The organism is Streptosporangium sp. NPDC000563, assembly GCF_040299985.1.
In the GTDB taxonomy this organism is placed as follows: Bacteria; Actinomycetota; Actinomycetes; order Streptosporangiales; family Streptosporangiaceae; genus Streptosporangium.
Genome location: NZ_JBEPDA010000009.1, coordinates 70,352 through 88,588, shown reverse-complemented (window position 1 = coordinate 88,588; position 18,237 = coordinate 70,352). Strand labels below are relative to the sequence as shown.

The following is an 18,237-nucleotide window of genomic DNA, read 5'->3' as shown; positions in this document are numbered from 1 at the left end:
GCCGCGAGAAGGAGATCACCGCGAGCGCTCCGAGAGCCTGCTGTGCCGGTAGCCGTACCCGAAGTAGAGCAGGATCCCGAGCAGCATCCACACCACGAACCTGAGCCAGGTCTCCACGGGGAGGTTGAGCATCAGGTAGACGCAGGCGAGCACCGACAGGACGGGAACCACCGGCACCAGCGGGGTGCGGAAGGAACGCGGCAGGTCGGGGCGGGTGCGGCGGAGGATGACCACCGCGATCGAGACCACCACGAACGCGAAGAGCGTGCCGATGTTGACCAGCTCGGCGATGGTGGACAGCGGAACCAGCCCGGCCAGGGCCGCGACGACGACACCCATCATGATGGTGATGACGTACGGGGTCCGGTATTTGGGGTGCACCTTGGCCAGCCCGCTCGGCAGCAGGTGGTCGCGGCACATGGCGAACATCACCCGCGACATGCCCATCATGAGGATCATCACGACCGTCGTGAGACCGGCCAGCGCGCCGACGCTGATCAGCGACGCGGCCCACGTCTGGCCGACCGCCTTGAACGCGTCGGCGAGCGGCGCCGCCTCGCTGAGCTGACCGTAGGGCTGCATTCCGACGACGACCAGGGAGACCGCGACGTACAGCGCCGTGCAGATGGCGAGCGAGGACAGGATGCCGATGGGCAGGTCCCGCTGCGGGTTGCGCGTCTCCTCCGCCGCGGTGGCGACCACGTCGAAGCCGATGTAGGCGAAGAACACGATGGCCGCGGCACTGAAGATGCCCAGTACCCCGTACGCCACCGGGCTGATCCCGAACAGCACCTGGATCAGCGGCGCGGACAGCCCCTCCACGGCCGGGGTCGCCTTCGACGGCGGGACGAACGGCGAGTAGTTGGCGCCCCTGACGAAGAACAGCCCGGCCACGACGACCAGCAGGATCACCGCGAGCTTGATCGTGACGATGATCAGGTTGAACCGGGACGACAGCTTGATCCCGACGACCAGGATCGCGGTGAGAACCAGCACGATCAGCGCGGCGGGCAGGTTGAACGCCGCCCCCTCCCCCGCGATCGTCTCCGGCAGTGTCATCCCCAGGGACGCCAGCAGCGAGGTGAGGTATCCCGACCAGCCGACCGCGACGACCGCGGCGCCGAGCATCATCTCCAGCGTGAGGTCCCAGCCGATGATCCAGGCGGGAAACTCACCGAGGGTGGCGAACGCGAAGGTGTAGGCGGATCCCGCCACCGGGACGGTGGAGGCGAACTCGGCGTAGCAGAGCGCCGCCAGCGCGCAGACGATGCCCGCGACCACGAAGGACAGTGCCACCGCGGGCCCGGCCATCTCCCTCGCGACCCGGCCGGTGAGTACGAAGATGCCGGTGCCGATGACGACGCCGATCCCGAAGACGGTGAGGTCCAGCGCGCTGAGGTCCTTGCGCAACCGGTGTTCCGGTGCCTCGGTGTCCGAGATCGACTGCTCCACCGACTTGACGCGCAAGACCCCCATGGCCCCTCCTCGACCGCCGGTTCTGTGTCGCAGGTCACATGCCCATTGGATCGGCGGACGAACGGCGAAACTCAAGGCTGTTTCAAAGTCGGGGTTGTCTAGGGGAAGGTCCCCGATGCCGTCCGCCGCTCCCGGCCGCGATCCTGGGGGCATGCTCCTGGACATGCTGCAGTCGTCGTCTCCGTACCTGGTCGGCTCGATACTCCTCGCGGTGCTGACGGTGGCGGGCTCGCTGATACCCGGGGTCGCGGCGATCCTCGTGGCGGGGGCGGCGCTGACGGGTCCGTGGGAGATCGCGGCGGTGGCGGCCGCCGGGTGCGCCGGGTACGCCCTGTACGCCACCGGCGGCTGGCTCGTCGGCCGCCGGTACGGATCGCGGCTGCGCCTGAGCGGCCTCGGACGCAGGATCGGCGAACGGCGCTGGTCGCGGGCCGAGCGGCTGGCCACGAGCACCGGCGCCGACAGCGGCGCCGGCACCGGCCCGGCCCTGGCCGCCGCCCCTTTCCTGCCCGTGACCGGCTCGCTCACCCCGATCGTCGCCGGGGCCCTGAGCGTGCCGTACGCGCGCTTCATCCGCTGGACCCTCGCGGGCGGCGCGGCCTGGGTGACCGTCTACCTGTGGCTGGGCTCCCTCGCGAGTGAGGCCCTGCGGCAGAACCGGCATCTGCTGGTGCCGATCCTCGGGTGCGTGGCGGTCGTGGTCGCGGGCCTCGTCGTGATCAACCACCGTGCCCGCCCGGCGCGCGAGGCGGCGGGCACGGGTGACGCCGACGGCTCGGGCCACACGACCGGCTCCGGCGACGCGAGCGAGCGGATCCCCGGTTGACCCGGATCGACGCGGGCTACCGGGGATCCGCACGGTGGAGGTACCGCGCGGACGGAGGGGACGCGGTTCAGCGGCTCGGGTGCTCCTCCAGGTCCGCGGAGCGCTTCGCGATCGCCTCGGTGATCTGACGGGCGATGTCCTGCGAGGTCAGGCCGATCTCGCTGAGGATCTTCGGGCGCTTGGCGTGGTCGAGGAAGCGCTGCGGGATGCCGTACGTGCGGACCGGCACGTCCACGTCGGCGTCGCGCAGCATGCGGGCGACCGCGTCGCCGACCGCGCCGACCCTGCCGTTGTCCTCGACCACCACGACCAGCTTGTGAGCGCGGGCGGCCGGCACCAGGGCCTCGTCCAACGGCTTGACCCAGCGCGGGTCGACCACCGTGGCGGAGATGCCCTGGGCGTCGAGCAGGTCGGCGGCCTCCAGGCACAGCTCGGCCATCGGCCCCACGGACACGAGCAGCACGTCGGGATCACCCGCGCGCAGCACGTCCATCTCGCCGAGGCGTCCGACCGCCTCGGTCTCGGCGGCCACCGCCCCCTTGGGGTAGCGCACGACGCTCGGGCCGTCGTCGATCTCCACGGCCTCGGCCAGCAGCTCGCGCAGGCGGGGCTCGTCGCGGGGAACGGCGACCGACAGGCCCGGGACGACCTGCAGGATCGACAGGTCCCACATGCCGTTGTGGCTGGCGCCGTCGTCGCCGGTGACGCCCGCCCGGTCGAGCACGACCGTGACCGGGAGCCGGTGCAGGGCGACGTCCATCAGGAGCTGGTCGAAGGCCCGGTTGAGGAAGGTGGCGTAGACGGCCACCACCGGGTGCAGACCGCCGAGCGCCAAACCGGCGGCGCTGGTCAGGGCGTGCTGCTCGGCGATACCGACGTCGTAGAGACGGTCGGGGTAGGCCTCGGAGAACGGGATGAGGCCGGTGGGGCCGAGCATCGCGGCGGTGATCGCCACGATGTCGCGCCGCTCGGCGCCCAGGCGCACCATCTCCTGGCCGAAGACGTTGGTCCAGCCGTGCGGCTTCGGCTTCTCCTCACCGGTGAGCGGGTCGAAGACGCCCGGCGAGTGGAAGCAGTCCTCGTCGTGGTTCTCCGCCGGGGAGTAGCCGAAGCCCTTCTTGGTGAGCACGTGCACGATGACCGGGCGGCGGAAGTCGCGGGCCCTGCGCAGTGCGGACTCCACGGCCTGCTCGTCGTGGCCGTCGACGAGGCCGATGTACTTCAGGCCGAGGTCCTCGAACATGACCTGCGGGGCGAGGACGTCCTTGAGGCCCTTCTTGACGCCGTGCAGGGCGTCGTAGACGGGGGCGCCGACCACGGGGACCCTCGTCAGGTTGCCCTTGACGAACTCGAGCACGTCCTCGTAGCGCTGATCGGTGCGCAGGGAGGCCAGGTGCGAGGCGAGTCCGCCGATGGTCGGCGAGTAGGAGCGGCCGTTGTCGTTGACCACGATGATCAGTGGCAGGTCCTTGCGCGCCGCGATGTTGTTGAGCGCCTCCCAGGCCATACCGCCGGTGAGCGCCCCGTCCCCGATCACCGCGACGACCGTGCGGTCGACCTCGCCGCGCAGCCGGTACGCCTTGGCCAGGCCGTCGGCGTACGACAGCGCGGTCGAGGCGTGGGAGTTCTCGATGATGTCGTGCTCGGACTCGGCCTGGCTGGGGTAGCCCGACAGGCCGCCCTCCTGGCGGAGCGTGTCGAACTGCCCGGCCCGGCCGGTGAGCATCTTGTGGACGTACGCCTGGTGACCGGTGTCCCACAGGATGCGGTCGTGCGGCGAGTCGAAGACCCGGTGCATCGCGATCGTCAGCTCGACGACACCGAGGTTGGGACCGAGGTGGCCGCCGCTGCGGGCGGTGGAGGCGATCAGGAGGTCCCTGATCTCGGCGGCGAGGACCGGTAGCTCGTCCGCCGCCAGGCGCTTGAGGTCCTCTGGCCCCTTGACCGACTCCAGAAGATTTCCAGGCTGCCCGGTCCGCTCGCTCACGGAATCATCCCCTCTGTCCAGTCAACGTCACGACGAGTCTAGTTGCGATGGGGGACGCAACCCCCAGGAGCGGCGATTCTGCACGTTTTATCCACAGTTGCAATAACCTTTGCCTCACCATGAAAACTCTCCCCTTTAGGCAACTATCATCGCTTGTTGCCGTCTCGTTGACGTTTGCCCTGGTGATGACCCTGGACACAGCCGGCGCCTCCGCCTCGTCGGCCACCGCGACCTTGGCCTCGCAGCAGGTCGCGCCGACCGTCGAGACGGCACAGGGTACGACCACCTCCGCGGGGAGGCAGGCGCCCCCGCGCGGCCGGGCCGCCGCGACGGCGAGCCCTCTTTACCGCACCGGCACCCTGCCCACGATGCGTTGCCAGGCCGGACAGATCCGCGCGGGGAGCGCGGCCTCCTACCGGACCTTCGTCACCAAGACGGTTCGCTGTCTGAATCGGGCCTGGAAGACCCAGTTCAGGAAGACGAACCTGTCGTTCTCCCACCCCAACCTCCGCTTCTCCTCCACCACCAAGGTGACCACCCCCTGTGGTCGGTGGCCCAGCAGCGCCGGGGGGATGTACTGCTCCAGCAACCGCACCATCTACATCGGTGTCACGCGTGAGGTCCTGAAGAACCCCTTCGTGCCCAACCACGCCCAGTTCATCGCCCACGAGTACGGCCACCACGTGCAACACCTCGCGGGGATCATCAACTACTACAGCAGCAGCATCTGGCGGGCCTCCTCGTCCACCAAGCTCGCCTTCTCCCGCCGCCTCGAACTGCAGGCCGACTGCCTCGGCTCCGCCTTCCTGCGTCAGGCCGCCGACGACCTCCCGGTCGATCCGGCGCACTGGGACGCGATGGTCAGCTGGGTCCGCGACAACGGGCACAAGAACTGGCCCAAGAACGACCACGGCAAGGGCCGCAGCCAGGCCTACTGGATGGAGCGCGGCTTCAACGCGGGCTCCCCTTCCGCCTGCAACACCTGGTCGGCCCCGACCGGTCGCGTCGCCTGACCCCGGCACACCCCGCACCACCTGATCTTCAGCGCCTCCCGCACCTCCTGACCCTCGGCACGAACCCCGCGATATGCGGCCATGCTTTCCAAGCATGGCCGCATATCGGCTTTACCCCCTCTTGAACCTTCCCTAGGGTTGGGCATCATGCGCATCCCCCTTATCGCACTGCTCTCCGGCGTGCTCGTGAGCACGCTGCTCGCCGGTACGGCGGGCGCGGAGATCAGCGGCGGGCGGCTCGCGCCCGTGCCCACGGGCCAGGCCGCCCTGACCGCCAACCCGATCTACAAGACGGGCAAGCTCGAACCGGACGCCTGCCCTGAGCAGCCGGTCTACAACGACGACCGGGAGAGCGCGGAGATCTATCTCGACTTCGCCCTGGACTGCCTCAACGAGGGCTGGGAGTACCAGTTCGCCAAGGTGAAGCTGCCCTTCTCCAAGCCCAGGTTCGCGGTCACCTCGCGCATCGGCGTCCCGACCGGCTGCGGCAAGTTCCCCAAGGACGCCCAGGCGGTCTACTGCCCGGCGAACAAGAAGATCACCTTCTACCTCAACAAGGACATCCTCTCCCAGGCGACCGAGCTGTTCCTGCTGCAGACCCTGGCCCACGAGTACGGCCACCACGTCCAGCAGCTCTCCGGGATCATGACGGCCTTCGCCTCACGGGACTACAAGAACGAGAAGGCGGTGCTGCGCGAGCTGCGCAAGATCGAGCTCCAGGCCGAGTGCCTGAGCGGCGCCTTCATCGGCAGCATCTGGCACTCCCTGAACCGTGAGGAGTCGGACTTCAAGTACGTCCTGAGCGCCGCCTACAGCACGGCCACCCACGGGACCGCCAAGAACGTCGCCTACTGGGTGACCCGCGGTTTCGACCAGGAGACCCCCGGCTCCTGCAACACCTTCTCCGCCCCCAGGTCCAAGGTCGCCTGACCCCCTCCCCCTTCTCTCGCCCTTTCTCTCGCGACCACCCGCCGCCGTTCCCGCGAGCACGCGACGGGTGGTCGTTCTTTTCCACCCGGTGCAAGCCACATCCTCCGGGGGTGCGAAACCCACCCCCGCCACCGGCCGGCGCGAGACAACCGCAGAACGCGAACACGAGTGGCGACGAACCGATGACATTCAGTAGTCTGGCGACGCCGCCTGAACACCCCTCCCCGTGAGCGCCCTCCACGCCACGGAGCCAGGTCCGGTCCCCCCGCTGGTACAAGGGCAAGGAGAAAGACGAGTTGGACACGACCGACATCCGCTTGCGCGTCCTGGAGACAGACGTCGCCGCGCTCCGCGCGCAGAGCCAGGAGAGCAAGGTGATCAACGCAGGGATCCTGGATGTCCTGAAAGACCTGCGAACCGTGACGACGGAACTCTGGACGGAGATGACCGGTTTCCGTACGGAGATGACGGGCTTCCGCACGGAACTGGACGAGCTCCGCACCGGACAGGACAGCCTCCGGGCAGAGATGGCCGGGCTCCGTACGGAGGTGAACGAACTCCGCACCGGACAGGACGAACTGCGCGCCGAGATGCGCACCGGTCACGCCGAGCTCCGCGAGGAGATCTCCGTGGTCAAGCGCTCCGCCGGAAACCTCGAGCTCTCCATGAAGCGCGTCGAGGGTGACGTCGCCGAGCTCAAGGCCGGTCACATCGAGCTGCGCCACCTGGTCGCGGACCTCGTGAAGTAACACCCGCACCGCCGTCGGCACCCGTGGCCCCGGGTGCCGACGGCCCGGCTTCCGTGAGTCATCCGACCCCACCCCGGGTTACACGACCGGCGCTCTACCCTTTGCGGGCGAGCAGGTGGATCTCCTGGAACTGCCGTCGGTCGGTGGGCTGAGGCTGACGCACCATCCGGCCCACCTCGGCGAGCCCGGACTCGCGCAGCGTCGCGGCGAGGTGATCCGGCCACCACCGGTAGGCCGGTGCGACCGCGTGGTCGAAGACCTGTGTCGGGTGAGACGGATCATCGCTCGCCGAAAAGCCGATCAGAAGGTGACCGCCGGGTGCCAGTACGCGGTAGAACTCGGCCAAGATGACGGGGAGTTCTCGCGGTGGCGTGTGGATGACGGACCACCGTGAGAGTACGCCGCCCAGCACCCCGTCGGCGATGTCCACGGCGGCCATCGAGCCCACGTCGAACCGCAGGCCCGGATAGGCGTGCCGAGCCAGTTCGATCATCGCGGGAGAGGCGTCGACACCGAACACCGCCAGCCCCAGCTCATCCAGATAAGCAGTGATATGGCCGGGTCCGCACCCCAGGTCCGCGACCTGACCGTCGCCACTCGCGCCCACAACCTCGGCGAAGGCACCCAGGATCGCGCGGTCCATGGGCCTGTCACGCAACTCTTCGCGGAACAACTGCGCGTACAGGGGGGCGGCGGCATCGTAGGCCGCACGGGTGGCATCGAGGACATCGTGTTCAACCATGCCCGCGACAGTAGTTCCTGGCACCCAGGCAAGTCGGAAGAATCACGACGCATGCTGGTACGAGGCTCCCGTGAGAGCCGAAAGTTTCAGTGCCGTCCTGGCGTTTCCCCACCCCGGAAAGCGCTTGCTTGACACCCCGGGCCCCGGACCCAAAGCTGCGCGGAGCGCTCCCATGGCGTGTGGGGGCGCGCATGAGCTCCCACACGCATCGGAAGGAACCAACGTGCGCCACAGAAAAGCGCTGCTGTCGGCCACGGCCGGGGTGCTGGTCGCGGGCCTCGGCCTGGGCCACCTCACCGGCCTCGCCGGCGCCGCCGTCACGGGCCCGGCCTTGAGCGTCGACCTGGCCGACAGGCACGCGATCAGCCCCGACATCTACGGCATGAACTTCGCCGACGAGTCGCTCGCCCGCGACCTGCGGCTGCCGGTCCACCGCTGGGGCGGCAACGCCACAACCCGCTACAACTTCCGCAACGACACCACCAACCGGGCCTCGGACTGGTACTTCGAGAACATCCCCAACGACAACCCCAGCCCCGGCGACCTGCCGGACGGCTCGGATACGGACAGGTTCGTCGAACGGAACAGGGCGACCGGCACCCAGAGCATCCTCACCGTGCCGCTGCTGGGCTGGGTGGCCAAGGAACGGGCCAAGGCGTGCGGGTTCAGCGTCACCAAGTACGGCGAGCAGCAGTCCGTCGACCCGTGGGCCACCGACTGCGGCGACGGCAAGAAGCCCGACGGCACGCCGATCACCGGAAACGACCCGGAGGACACCAGCGTCGAGGTCGGCCCGCAGTACGTCAAGGACTGGATCGCCCACCTCAAGGGCAGGTACGGCTCCGCCGCCACCGGCGGGGTGAAGTACTACAACCTCGACAACGAGCCCGACCTGTGGCACTCCACCCACCGGGACGTGCGCCCCACGGGACTGGGCTACGACGAGCTGCGCGACCGCACCTACGAGTACGCCGCCGCGATCAAGGAGGCCGACCCGGGCGCCAAGACCCTCGGCCCGGTCGGCTGGGGCCTGAACTCGATCTTCTACTCCGGCCTCGACCAGGACACCTGCAGCAGGACGGGCTGCTGGAGCGACCCGCCCGACCGGGCGGCACACGGCGGCGTCCAGCTGGGCCCGTGGTACCTGCAGCAGATGAGGGCCTACGAGCAGGAGCACGGCACGCGCATCCTCGACTACTTCGACATCCACATCTACCCGCAGCAGGCCGGCGTGCACAACCAGGACGCCGGTGACGCCGCCACCCAGGAGCGTCGGCTGCGCTCCACCCGGCAGCTGTGGGACCCGGCCTACGTCGACGAGAGCTGGATCAACCAACCGGTGCGGATGATCCCCCGGATGCGCGAGCTGGCCGCCCAGCACTACCCGGGCACCAAGGTCGCCATGACCGAGTACAGCTGGGGCGCCTACGGCCACATCAACGGCGCGCTGGCCCAGGCCGACATCCTGGGCATCTTCGGCCGCGAGCGCCTCGACCTGGCCACGCTGTGGACGGCGCCCGAGCCCACCCAACCGGTGGCGCACGCCTTCCGGATGTACCGCAACTACGACGGCGAGGGCGGCGCGTTCGGAGAGACCTCGGTCAGGGCGGCCAGCGCCGACCAGGGCAAACTGGCCGTCTACGCCGCCGAGCGCGCTTCCGACGAGGCGCTCACCCTCGTCGTGGTCAACAAGACCGGCGATGAGCTGACCAGCGACGTCGCGATCGCCGGCCGCACCGGCTCGTCGACCGCCCAGGTCTACCGTTACGGCGCCGCCGACCTGACGGCCATCCAGCGGGCCGCCGACCAGCCCGTGGGCGCGGACGGCTTCACCGGCACCTTCCCTGCCAACTCCATCACCACCGTCGTCATCCCGCCGGGCGGCACCGACCCCACGCCCACGCCGACCCCCACCCCGACTCCCACGCCCACCCCGACCCCCTCGGCCTCCTGCAGTGTCACCTACACCGTCGTCAACCAGTGGCAGGGCGGCTTCCAGGGCGGCGTGAAGATCACCAACCTGGGCACCACCCCGGTCAGTGGCTGGAAGGTCGGCTGGACCTTCGCAGGAGGCCAGAAGATCACCCAGTCCTGGAACGGCACCCACGCCCAGAACAGCGCGGCCGTCACCGTCACCAACGCCTCCTGGAACGGCACCCTCGCCGCGGGCGGCGGCAGCGCCGAGTTCGGCTTCCTGGCGAGCCTGACCGGAACCGCCAACGACAGACCCACCGCCTTCACCCTCGACGGCACCCCCTGCTCCATCGCCTGACCAGCCAGTTTTCCGTACAACGGGTCCGTCGGCCGATCTCGCTCGGAGAGGGAAACCCGCGTGGGGTCAGGAACCGGCGCGGGCGAGGACTTCGAGGGGGTCGGCGAGGACCTGGGAGAAGGCCAGTTCGGCGGCGCCGACGAGAGTGGCGTCATCGCCGAGGGCCGAGGTGCGCAGGCGCAGCTGCTCACGGCACGGAGGCAGGGCGTCGAGGGCGAGGCGGCTGCGGACCTGCGCGGCGGAGCCGAGATAGATCTCCCTGAGCGTGCCCCCGAAGACGACCATGTCGGGGTTGAACAGGTTGACGAGGTTGGAGACGCCCAGGCCGAGCCAGTCGCCGACGCGGCTCAGCGCCGCCTGCGCGACGACGTCTCCGCGGTCGGCGGCGTCGACCGCGGCGCGGACGGCGTCCCTGCCGACCTGGGAGCCGAAGCGGCCGGCGGCCTCCAGGAAGGCACGCTCTCCGACCTCCGCCTCCAGGCACCCGTGCGAGCCGCACCCGCAGAGGCGGCCCTTGTCGGGGTTGACGATCATGTGTCCGACCTCGCCGCCGAAGCCCAGGTGACCGCCGAGCAGCTGACCGTTGACGATCACTCCCCCGCCGATGCCGACGTCACCGTGGAGGTATACGAGGTCGCGGCAGCCGACACCGACGCCTCGGGTCTGCTCGGCGAGGGCTGCGAGGTTGGCGTCGTTGCCGACGGTGACCGGCAGGCCGAGAGCGAGCCGGCGGGCCATCTCGTCGGCGAACGGCACGTCCTCCACGGTGACCATGTTGGGACCGAACCTGACGACCCCGTCGCCGCGGCCCACTCCCCCGGAGAACGCCGCCGCCACCCCGACGCACACCGTGTCCGGCCGTGTTTTGCGATGCATCTGCCGGGCGAAGGCGGCGAGCGGACCGACGATCTCCTCAAGGGAGAAGTCCCCGCGCCGCCGTATCGTCTCGCGACGGTCGAGAATGGTGCCGCCCAGACCGACGCGGGCGGCGACCAGCCGGTCGACGCCCACGTCGAAGGCGAACACGTAGACCCGCGCCGACTCGGGGCGGACCACCAGGGACGGACGTCCCGCCCTGCCCGTCTCCCTGGGGAGCTCCTCCCTGACCAGCCCGGCGGCGGTCAGATCGGCGGTGAGGGCCATGATGGTGCTGCGGTTGAGGCCCATCCGGTTGGTGAGTTCCGCACGCGAGGTGGGCCCGCTCAGATGGACGTGCCGGAGCAGGGCCCCAAGGTTGTGACGCCTGATCTCCTCTTGGGAGGGACCTGCCCGCATGGCGTGGTGTTCCTTCGGTGAATCGGAGTCGCTGGTCACCTTAGGCCGGTGGCGGCCGCCCGCTTGCGAGACAGGGCGTCCACCACGGCGGCGAGCAACAGGACAGAGCCGGTCACCATGAACTTCACACCGGAGCTGTAACCCATCAGGCCCATACCGTTCTCGATGACCGCGACCACGGCGCCGCCGAGGATGGCGTCCAGCACCCGGCCCTTGCCGCCGAACAGGCTGGTGCCGCCGATGACGGCTGCGCCGACAGCGTAGAGCAGCACGTTGCTGCCGCCGGTGTTGGGGTCGACGGAACTGGCCCGCGAGGCGGCGATGACGCCGCCGACCGCGGCCATGGAAGAGCAGATCATGAAGGCGCTGATCTTCATCCGGTCGACGTTGATACCCGCCCGGCGCGCGGCCTCGGCGTTACCGCCGACCGCGTACAGATGCCGGCCGTACGCCGTGCGGCGGAGCACGAACGTCAGGACCAGCAGCAGGACCACGATGATGGGGACCACGAGCGGCATGCCCGCCAGGGAGACGACGGCGACGTTGCGGCTGCGCTCGATGTTGAGGAAGTAGACCGCGAGGCCGCCGAGCAGAGCGAGGGCGCCGACCCGCACCGCGATCAGCGAGATCGGGTCGGAGGTCAGCCCTCGGGCTGCACGCTTCTGGGAGCGCACCAGCTGGAGTCCGGCGTAGGCGGCGACGCCCACGGCCAGCAGGATCCAGCCCAGCGTGGGCGGCAGGTTCTTGTTCGCGATCGAGAGGATGGTCTCGTCGCGGATGGCGATGATGGTGCCGCCCTTGACGAGCAGCAGGACCAGTCCCTGGAAGGCGAGGAAGGCCGCGAGCGTCACCACGAACGACGGGATGCCGAGTTTCGCGACGATGGAGCCGATCGTGGTGCCGATCACCACACCGGTGAGGATCGCCGCTCCCACCGCCACGTACCAGGGCAGCCCCTGGCTACTGAGCATGATCGCGAGCACCGCGGCGCAGACCCCGCTGGCGAAGCCCGCCGACAGGTCGATCTCACCGAGGAGCAGCACGAACACCAGGCCCATGGCGATCACGGTGACCGCGGCGCCCTGGGTGAACAGGTTGGCGAAGTTTCCCGCGGTCAGGAAGGCGGGGCGCAGGACGGCGAAGACCGTGCAGAGCACCACGAGGCCGAACACCGCGGGCAGCGCGCCCATGTCGCCTCCGCGCACCCTTTCGGCGTAGCCGCGGAAGTTGCTTCTGATCGAGGGTGCCTCGGGTACGGTCTTCTGCGAGATCGTGGCGGTCATACGGTGACTCCGTTGGTGAGGCCGAGGTCCCCGCTGCGGCCAGAGGTGATCAGTTCGACGACCTGCGCGTGAGTCACGTCCGAGGTCTTGACCTGGGCCGCCATCCGGCCGAGGTAGAGGGTGGCGATCCGGTCGGACACGGCGAAGACGTCGTTCATGTTGTGGGAGATGAGCACGACGGCCAGGCCCTGGTCGGCCAGGCGCCGGACCAGTTCCAGCACCTGCGCCGTCTGGGCGACGCCGAGGGCGGCGGTCGGCTCGTCGAGGATGACGACCTTGCTGTTCCACAGCACGGCCTTGGCGATCGCCACCGTCTGACGCTGGCCGCCGGACAGGCTGGCGACGAGCTGGCGGATGGACTTGACGGTCCTGACCGACAGGCTCTCCAGGGTCTTGGCCGCCATCTCCTCCATCGTGTCCTCGTCGAGGACGATGCCGCGCTTGTGCTCGCGGCCGAGGAACATGTTCTGGACGATGTCGAGGTTGTCGCAGAGCGCGAGGTCCTGGTAGACGATCTCGATGCCCAGTTCGGCCGCGTCGCGCGGGCTGCCGATCTGGATCGGCTTGCCGTCGAAGAAGTACTCACCGGAGTCGATCGGGTGGATGCCGCCGACGCACTTGACGAGAGTGGACTTTCCTGCGCCGTTGTCGCCGACCAGCGCGGTCACCTCTCCGGCGTACGCGGAGAGGGAGACGTCGTGCAGGACCTGTACGGGACCGAAACTCTTGTCGATCCCGCGGAGTTCCAGTGCGGGGGTCATGGGGTTGTGCTCCCTGTGTTCATTTCGCGCGGCGAAGTTCGCGCGGGTCGGGCGCCTGCGAGCGGCGCCCCGCCCTGTCGCCGTCGCCGGGAGACGCTTCGCCTGCCGCGTCTTTTCGGTGTCTTCTCGGTGTCACAGGGTGGGGGATGCCGCGGTCGAGCGCGAAGGTGCGGCCGGCCGGAGAACGACCGGCCGCACCCTCCATGCCCTACTGGATTCCGGCCTCGGTGCACTTGGCGGCGAAGTCGCCGGTGCACAGCTCGTCCTTGGTCACGAAGCCGTCGGCGACGACGTCCTTGACACTGTCGAAGAAGATCGGCTGCGGGTCGAGGAGGACGGCGGGCACGTCGGCGCCGCTCTCGGTGTCCTTGACCGAGCCGGTCGCCGCGGGCTTCTCACCCTTGGCCAGGCCGATGGCGAGCTCGGCCGCCGCGTCGGCCTCCTTCTTGATCGCCTTGTAGACCGTCATGCACTGGTCACCGGCGAGGATGTTCTGCAGGCCCTGCACGGTGGCGTCCTGGCCGGTGACCGGGACCTTGCCGTTCAGGTTGTTCTTCTTGAGTACCGAGATGGCGGCGTTGCCGAGACCGTCGTTGGCGGCGAGGACGCCGGCGATCTTCGGCTGCTCGGTGAGCATCTGCTCGAAGATCGTGCCCGCCTGGGCGTTGTCCCAGTCGGGGACCGACTGGTCGGGACCCTTGACGTAGTCGCCCGAGTCGTACTTGGGCTTGAGCACGCCGTCGTAGCCGTTCTTGAACAGCGTGGCGTTGTTGTCGGTCGGCGAGCCGTTGAGCTCGGCGACGATCGGCTTCTCGGCCTTCTTGTCGGTCAGGCACTTCACCAGGCCCTCACCCTGCAGGGTGCCGACCTTGGTGTTGTCGAAGCTGACGTAGTACTGGGCGCCGCCGTTGAGGGTGAGGCGGTCGTAGTCGATGGTGGCCACGCCCTGCGCCTTGGCCTTGTCGAGCACGGCCTTGCCGGTGCCGCTGTCAAGGTTGACGATCATCAGGACCGTGGCCCCGTTGGTGATCATCTGGTCGGCGATGGTCTGGAACTGGGTCTTGTCGCCCTGGGCGTTCTGGATGTCGTAGGCGACACCCGCGGCCTTGAAGGCCTCCTCCAGGTACTTGCGGTCCGCGGTCTCCCAGCGGGCCGAGGACTTGCTGTCAGGAAGGATGACGCCGACCTTCCCCTCGGCGGCGGGTGCCGTGCTCTCCGCAGGGGCGGCGCTGGTGTCGGGGCTGTCGCTCCCGCAAGCGGTGAGGCCGAGGGTCATCGCCGCGGCGGCGGCGGTAAGGCTGAGGATCCCCTTGCGCATGGTGCACGGGTCCTTTCTTCTCTTAGAAAGACGGGGGGTACGGACGGGCGGCATGCCGAATTCGCGGGTACGGCTGTGCCGGGTCTCGGCTCACCATTCCGTTGAATGTTGTTTGCGGCAACGTATTCCGCCGTTGGCCTGGAGCGCCAGACCCTCCATAGGTAAAGTTTGTTGTGGCCGGTAACAATCCAGAAACGCACCCTTAACCGTCTCGGGACCGTGTGCGACCCGCCAGGCCAGATGTCACCTGACCACGATCGTCGCCGTCAAACCGGCCCCGGGTCGCGCCGCGGCCCGCGACGGAGGACGCCCCCACGGTTCACGCGTGACAGCCGCGAGTGCACCTGTTCGTCCGCGGTCGCCGAGGATCGCCCGTTGCTCCGATCGGCCTTTCCCTTCATTTCTCGGCCGAAGCCGACGGCGAACCGGTGCAGAAGATCGCCGGGTGCCCGTTTTGACACCCCGCATGGATAACCGCTATCTATTAGCCAACCGTTAGGGGTGACATGCAGGACGCAGTGCTGGCGATGCTCGCCAAGGAGCCGGCGCACGGATATCACTTGCACGCTCGACTGCGACGCAGTCTTGGCCCGCTGGGCGAGTCGATGAACCGTGGCCAGATCTATGTGACGTTGGCCCGGTTGGAGCGAGCGGGGCTCGTTGTCTGCGAGCGGACGGACGGCCTGCCCGAGCGGCCGGAGCGCAAGGTCTACGCGTTGACGCCGGACGGGCAACAACGGGTGGCCGCCTGGCTGGCCGAGGTGGGCTGGCCGAAACCAGACCTGGCGGAGTTTCATCTCAAGCTCGCCGCCGCCGCCGCTGCCCGGCTGGCCGACCCGGTGGAACTGGTGGCGGCGCAGCGCCGTGAACTGCTGCGCCGCTTGCGTGAGGCGCAGCAGGCGGCGCTGGCCCAGCCGGCGGGGTCGGGCGCCGGCCTGCTGCTGGAAGGGGTCGTGCTGCGGTTGCAGGCGGACCTGCGCTGGCTGGATGCCTGCGAACGGGCCTGGTCCAGGGCCGATGACGAGATCGAGGGTGGATGAACGTGTCAAGTGCCGCGGTCCGGACCTGCGCCCTGGTGAAGACGCATGGCCGGGGGCAGAGCCGGGTCCGCGCGGTGGACGAGGTCGACCTGGAGGTGCCGCAGGGACAGACACTGGCCGTCATGGGGCCCAGCGGCTGCGGGAAGTCGACCCTGCTGCACCTGCTGGGTGGCCTGGAGCGGCCTACCGATGGAGAGGTGTGGGTGGCCGGACGGCGCATCGACACGCTGAACGAGCGAGCTCTGGCGCGCATGCGGCGCCGGTCGGTGGGGTTCGTCTTCCAGGCCTTCCACCTGGTGGAGGAACTGTCGGCGGCCGAGAACGTGGAGCTGCCCGCGCTGCTGGCCGGGCGCTCGCGCCGCCAGGCCAGACGGCGCGCGGGCCTGCTGCTGGAACGGGTCGGGCTCGCCGACCGCGCCCGCCACCTGCCCTCACGACTGTCCGGCGGTCAACGCCAGCGGATCGCCGTCGCCCGCGCGCTGGTCAACGACCCGCTGGTCGTCCTGGCCGACGAGCCGACCGGCAACCTCGACACCGCGGCGACCCTCGATGTGCTGAGGATCTTCGAAGATCTGCGTGCCGGGGGACAGACCCTCGTGGTCGTCACGCACGACGAACGGGTCGCGGCCACCGCGGACCGGCTGATCTCGATGCGCGACGGGATGTTCGTCGACGACACCCGGCTGGCCGGCTCCCACCCGCGCGGGCTCGGCGGGCTGATCGGGCTGGAGGGCTGAGCTCATGGGCCACATCATGCTCGTCGCGCGCCTGGTGCCGGCCGACGTGCGCCGGCACAGGCTCCAGGCCTTGACGCTCCTGCTCGCGGTCACCGTGGCCACCGCCACGATGGCCCTGGGCCTGTCCCTGCGCGGCGCGAGCGACGCGCTGTACGAACAGACCCGGGCGGCCACCGCCGGGCCGGACGTGGTGGCGCTCTCCGGTGACACGGGCCCCGCCGTGACCTCGGCCCTGACCTCGCTGGCGAACGATCCCGAAGTGGTCGCCCACCACGGCCCCTACCGCATCGTCTACGCCACCCTCACCGCGCGCTCCTCCACCTCGTCCCCGGTGGTGGTGCACGGCTTCGCCGAGAGGCCCGGCACGCTCAACCGGCCGCTGGTGACCTCGGGGCAGTGGGTACGCTCCGGCGGCGCGGTCCTCGAACGCGGCTTCGCCACCGCGCTGGGCGTCGGCGTCGGCGACCGCGTCGTCATCGCCGGCCGGTCGTATCCCGTCGTCGGGATCGCCGTCACCGCGGCCACCTCCATCTACCCCGGGGCCGCGCAGATCGGCCCGTACGGTGGTCCCATCGACTACAGCGGCCTGGCCTGGATGACCCGGTCGGATGCCCGGGCCCTGGCGTCGTCCCAAGATCTCCCGGTGACCACGGCCCTGGACCTCAAGCTGCGCGACCCGGCCGCCACCGAGGCATTCCTGGAGTCCTCCCGCGTCGCCGCCCTCGGGGTGAACGTCCACTCCTGGCAGTTCACGGCCGAGCACGACATGGTCGTCCTCAGGAACAGCCGGCCGATCCTGGTCGTCGGCAGCTGGTTGCTCGGTTTCCTGGCCGTCACCGGGGTCGCGGCGCTGGCCGCGGGACGCGCCGTCGAGCAGACGCGCCGGGCCGGGCTGCTCAAGGCCGTGGGCGCCACCCCTGGTCTGATCGCCACCGTCCTGTTCACCGAGTATCTGGCACTGGCGCTGGCCGGCGACGCGCTGGGGCTGGTGATCGCCCGCCTGGTCGTGCCCGCCGTCGCCGGCCCCACCGCCGGCCGGATCGGCGACGTGGCCGGGCCCGGCGGCGCCACCGTCGCAGCGACGACCGTCCTCGCCGTGGCGGTGGCGGTGTTGTCCACGCTGCGTCCCACGCTGCGGGCCAGTCGCACGGCGACCGTCACGGCGCTGTCCGCCACCGCGCACCAGCCCCGTCACCGCCCCTGGCTCACCGCGCTGTCCGCGCTGCTGCCCACGCCGCTGCTGCTCGGGCTGCGGCTGACCGCCCGCCGACCGGGTCGCGCCGTGCTGCAGGCGTGCTCCACCGCCACCACGGTGATCGCGATCGTGGCCCTGCTGACCCTCTACGCCCAGCCGGAGAGAGGCTACGGTCTGGACGGCTCCTCCATCCTGCCCAACCTGCGCGGCGAGCACGACCGCCGGCTGATGCTCGCCGTCACCATCCTGGTGATCGCCCTCACCGTCGTGAACACCGTCACGTTCACCTGGACCACCGCCATGGAGGCCCGGGCGAACATGGCCGTCGCACGTGCGCTCGGCGCCACCCCCGGCCAGGTCGCCTCGGGGCTGTCCACCGCCCAGCTCCTGCCCGCGCTGGGCGGTGCCGTCGTCGGCGTCCCCGCGGGCATCGGCCTGCTCTCGCTCTTCGCCGCCGGGAACGCGGTGGACCCCCCCTTCTCCTGGCTGCTCGGTGCCACACTCGCGACTCTCCTGGCGACGGCGGCACTCACCGCCCTGCCCGCACGCCTGGCTGCCCGCCGTCCCGTGGCGCGGGCGCTCAGCGCGGAAACGGCGTGACCGGCCCCGCTCAGCGGTGGAAGCTCTGAAAGC

15 protein-coding genes are annotated in these 18,237 nt (G+C 69.8%); 8 read left to right on the top strand and 7 right to left on the bottom strand.

Features of this window, described 5'->3' with window-relative positions:
* Nucleotides 1-15: 15 nt before the first annotated feature.
* Nucleotides 16-1,476 (bottom strand): amino acid permease, encoded by a 1,461-nt coding sequence (locus ABT352_RS21690; protein ID WP_350946686.1) that lies wholly within the window; start codon nt 1,474-1,476, stop codon nt 16-18.
* A 151-nt stretch (nt 1,477-1,627) separates the two neighbouring features.
* On the opposite strand from ABT352_RS21690, the gene ABT352_RS21685 reads away from it, so the two are divergent.
* Nucleotides 1,628-2,302 carry a DedA family protein gene (locus tag ABT352_RS21685; RefSeq protein ID WP_350946685.1) on the top strand — a complete coding sequence of 225 codons (675 nt, stop codon included), beginning with the start codon at nt 1,628-1,630 and terminating at the stop codon, nt 2,300-2,302.
* A gap of 67 nt (nt 2,303-2,369) precedes the next feature.
* On the opposite strand, the gene dxs is transcribed toward ABT352_RS21685, so the two are convergent.
* Nucleotides 2,370-4,289, bottom strand: coding sequence for a 1-deoxy-D-xylulose-5-phosphate synthase (dxs, locus tag ABT352_RS21680; protein WP_350946684.1), 1,920 nt, complete (start codon nt 4,287-4,289; stop codon nt 2,370-2,372).
* Between the two features lie 185 nt (nt 4,290-4,474).
* Between dxs and ABT352_RS21675 the strand changes: the two genes are divergently transcribed.
* The 3 genes from ABT352_RS21675 (at nt 4,475) to ABT352_RS21665 (ending at nt 6,981) form a co-directional block, all read left to right on the top strand.
* Nucleotides 4,475-5,302 carry a neutral zinc metallopeptidase gene (locus ABT352_RS21675; RefSeq protein WP_350946683.1) on the top strand — a complete coding sequence of 276 codons (828 nt, stop codon included), beginning with the start codon at nt 4,475-4,477 and terminating at the stop codon, nt 5,300-5,302.
* A 147-nt stretch (nt 5,303-5,449) separates the two neighbouring features.
* Nucleotides 5,450-6,232 (top strand): neutral zinc metallopeptidase, encoded by a 783-nt coding sequence (locus ABT352_RS21670; protein WP_350946682.1) that lies wholly within the window; start codon nt 5,450-5,452, stop codon nt 6,230-6,232.
* Between the two features lie 296 nt (nt 6,233-6,528).
* Nucleotides 6,529-6,981 (top strand): hypothetical protein, encoded by a 453-nt coding sequence (locus tag ABT352_RS21665; protein WP_350946681.1) that lies wholly within the window; start codon nt 6,529-6,531, stop codon nt 6,979-6,981.
* Between the two features lie 94 nt (nt 6,982-7,075).
* On the opposite strand, the gene ABT352_RS21660 is transcribed toward ABT352_RS21665, so the two are convergent.
* Nucleotides 7,076-7,723 (bottom strand): class I SAM-dependent methyltransferase, encoded by a 648-nt coding sequence (locus ABT352_RS21660; RefSeq protein WP_350946680.1) that lies wholly within the window; start codon nt 7,721-7,723, stop codon nt 7,076-7,078.
* Nucleotides 7,724-7,946: 223 nt separating this feature from the next.
* On the opposite strand from ABT352_RS21660, the gene ABT352_RS21655 reads away from it, so the two are divergent.
* Nucleotides 7,947-9,995, top strand: a complete 2,049-nt coding sequence (locus ABT352_RS21655) for a glycoside hydrolase family 44 protein (protein WP_350946679.1) — start codon at nt 7,947-7,949, stop codon at nt 9,993-9,995.
* Nucleotides 9,996-10,061: 66 nt separating this feature from the next.
* On the opposite strand, the gene ABT352_RS21650 is transcribed toward ABT352_RS21655, so the two are convergent.
* The 4 genes from ABT352_RS21650 to ABT352_RS21635 all read right to left on the bottom strand — a co-directional run bounded on the left by ABT352_RS21650 (nt 10,062) and on the right by ABT352_RS21635 (nt 14,632).
* Complete coding sequence (locus tag ABT352_RS21650; RefSeq protein WP_350946678.1) at nt 10,062-11,270, bottom strand: ROK family transcriptional regulator; 1,209 nt, start codon at nt 11,268-11,270, stop codon at nt 10,062-10,064.
* Between the two features lie 35 nt (nt 11,271-11,305).
* Nucleotides 11,306-12,553 (bottom strand): sugar ABC transporter permease, encoded by a 1,248-nt coding sequence (locus ABT352_RS21645; RefSeq protein WP_350946677.1) that lies wholly within the window; start codon nt 12,551-12,553, stop codon nt 11,306-11,308.
* On the bottom strand, nt 12,550-13,314 hold the full coding sequence (locus ABT352_RS21640; protein ID WP_350946676.1) for an ATP-binding cassette domain-containing protein: 765 nt from the start codon (nt 13,312-13,314) through the stop codon (nt 12,550-12,552). Before ABT352_RS21640 ends, ABT352_RS21645 begins: the two co-directional genes overlap by 4 nt.
* Before the next feature lie 208 nt (nt 13,315-13,522).
* Complete coding sequence (locus ABT352_RS21635) at nt 13,523-14,632, bottom strand: sugar ABC transporter substrate-binding protein (RefSeq protein ID WP_350946675.1); 1,110 nt, start codon at nt 14,630-14,632, stop codon at nt 13,523-13,525.
* Between the two features lie 506 nt (nt 14,633-15,138).
* On the opposite strand from ABT352_RS21635, the gene ABT352_RS21630 reads away from it, so the two are divergent.
* The 3 genes from ABT352_RS21630 to ABT352_RS21620 are packed head-to-tail and all read left to right on the top strand — an operon-like array spanning nt 15,139 to nt 18,204.
* Nucleotides 15,139-15,672 carry a PadR family transcriptional regulator gene (locus ABT352_RS21630; RefSeq protein ID WP_350946674.1) on the top strand — a complete coding sequence of 178 codons (534 nt, stop codon included), beginning with the start codon at nt 15,139-15,141 and terminating at the stop codon, nt 15,670-15,672.
* The gene (locus tag ABT352_RS21625) at nt 15,669-16,409 is read left to right on the top strand and encodes an ABC transporter ATP-binding protein (RefSeq protein WP_350946673.1); all 741 of its coding nucleotides are present in this window, start codon (nt 15,669-15,671) and stop codon (nt 16,407-16,409) included. Before ABT352_RS21630 ends, ABT352_RS21625 begins: the two co-directional genes overlap by 4 nt.
* A 4-nt stretch (nt 16,410-16,413) precedes the next feature.
* The gene (locus ABT352_RS21620; protein ID WP_350946672.1) at nt 16,414-18,204 is read left to right on the top strand and encodes an ABC transporter permease; all 1,791 of its coding nucleotides are present in this window, start codon (nt 16,414-16,416) and stop codon (nt 18,202-18,204) included.
* Nucleotides 18,205-18,237: the final 33 nt, after the last annotated feature.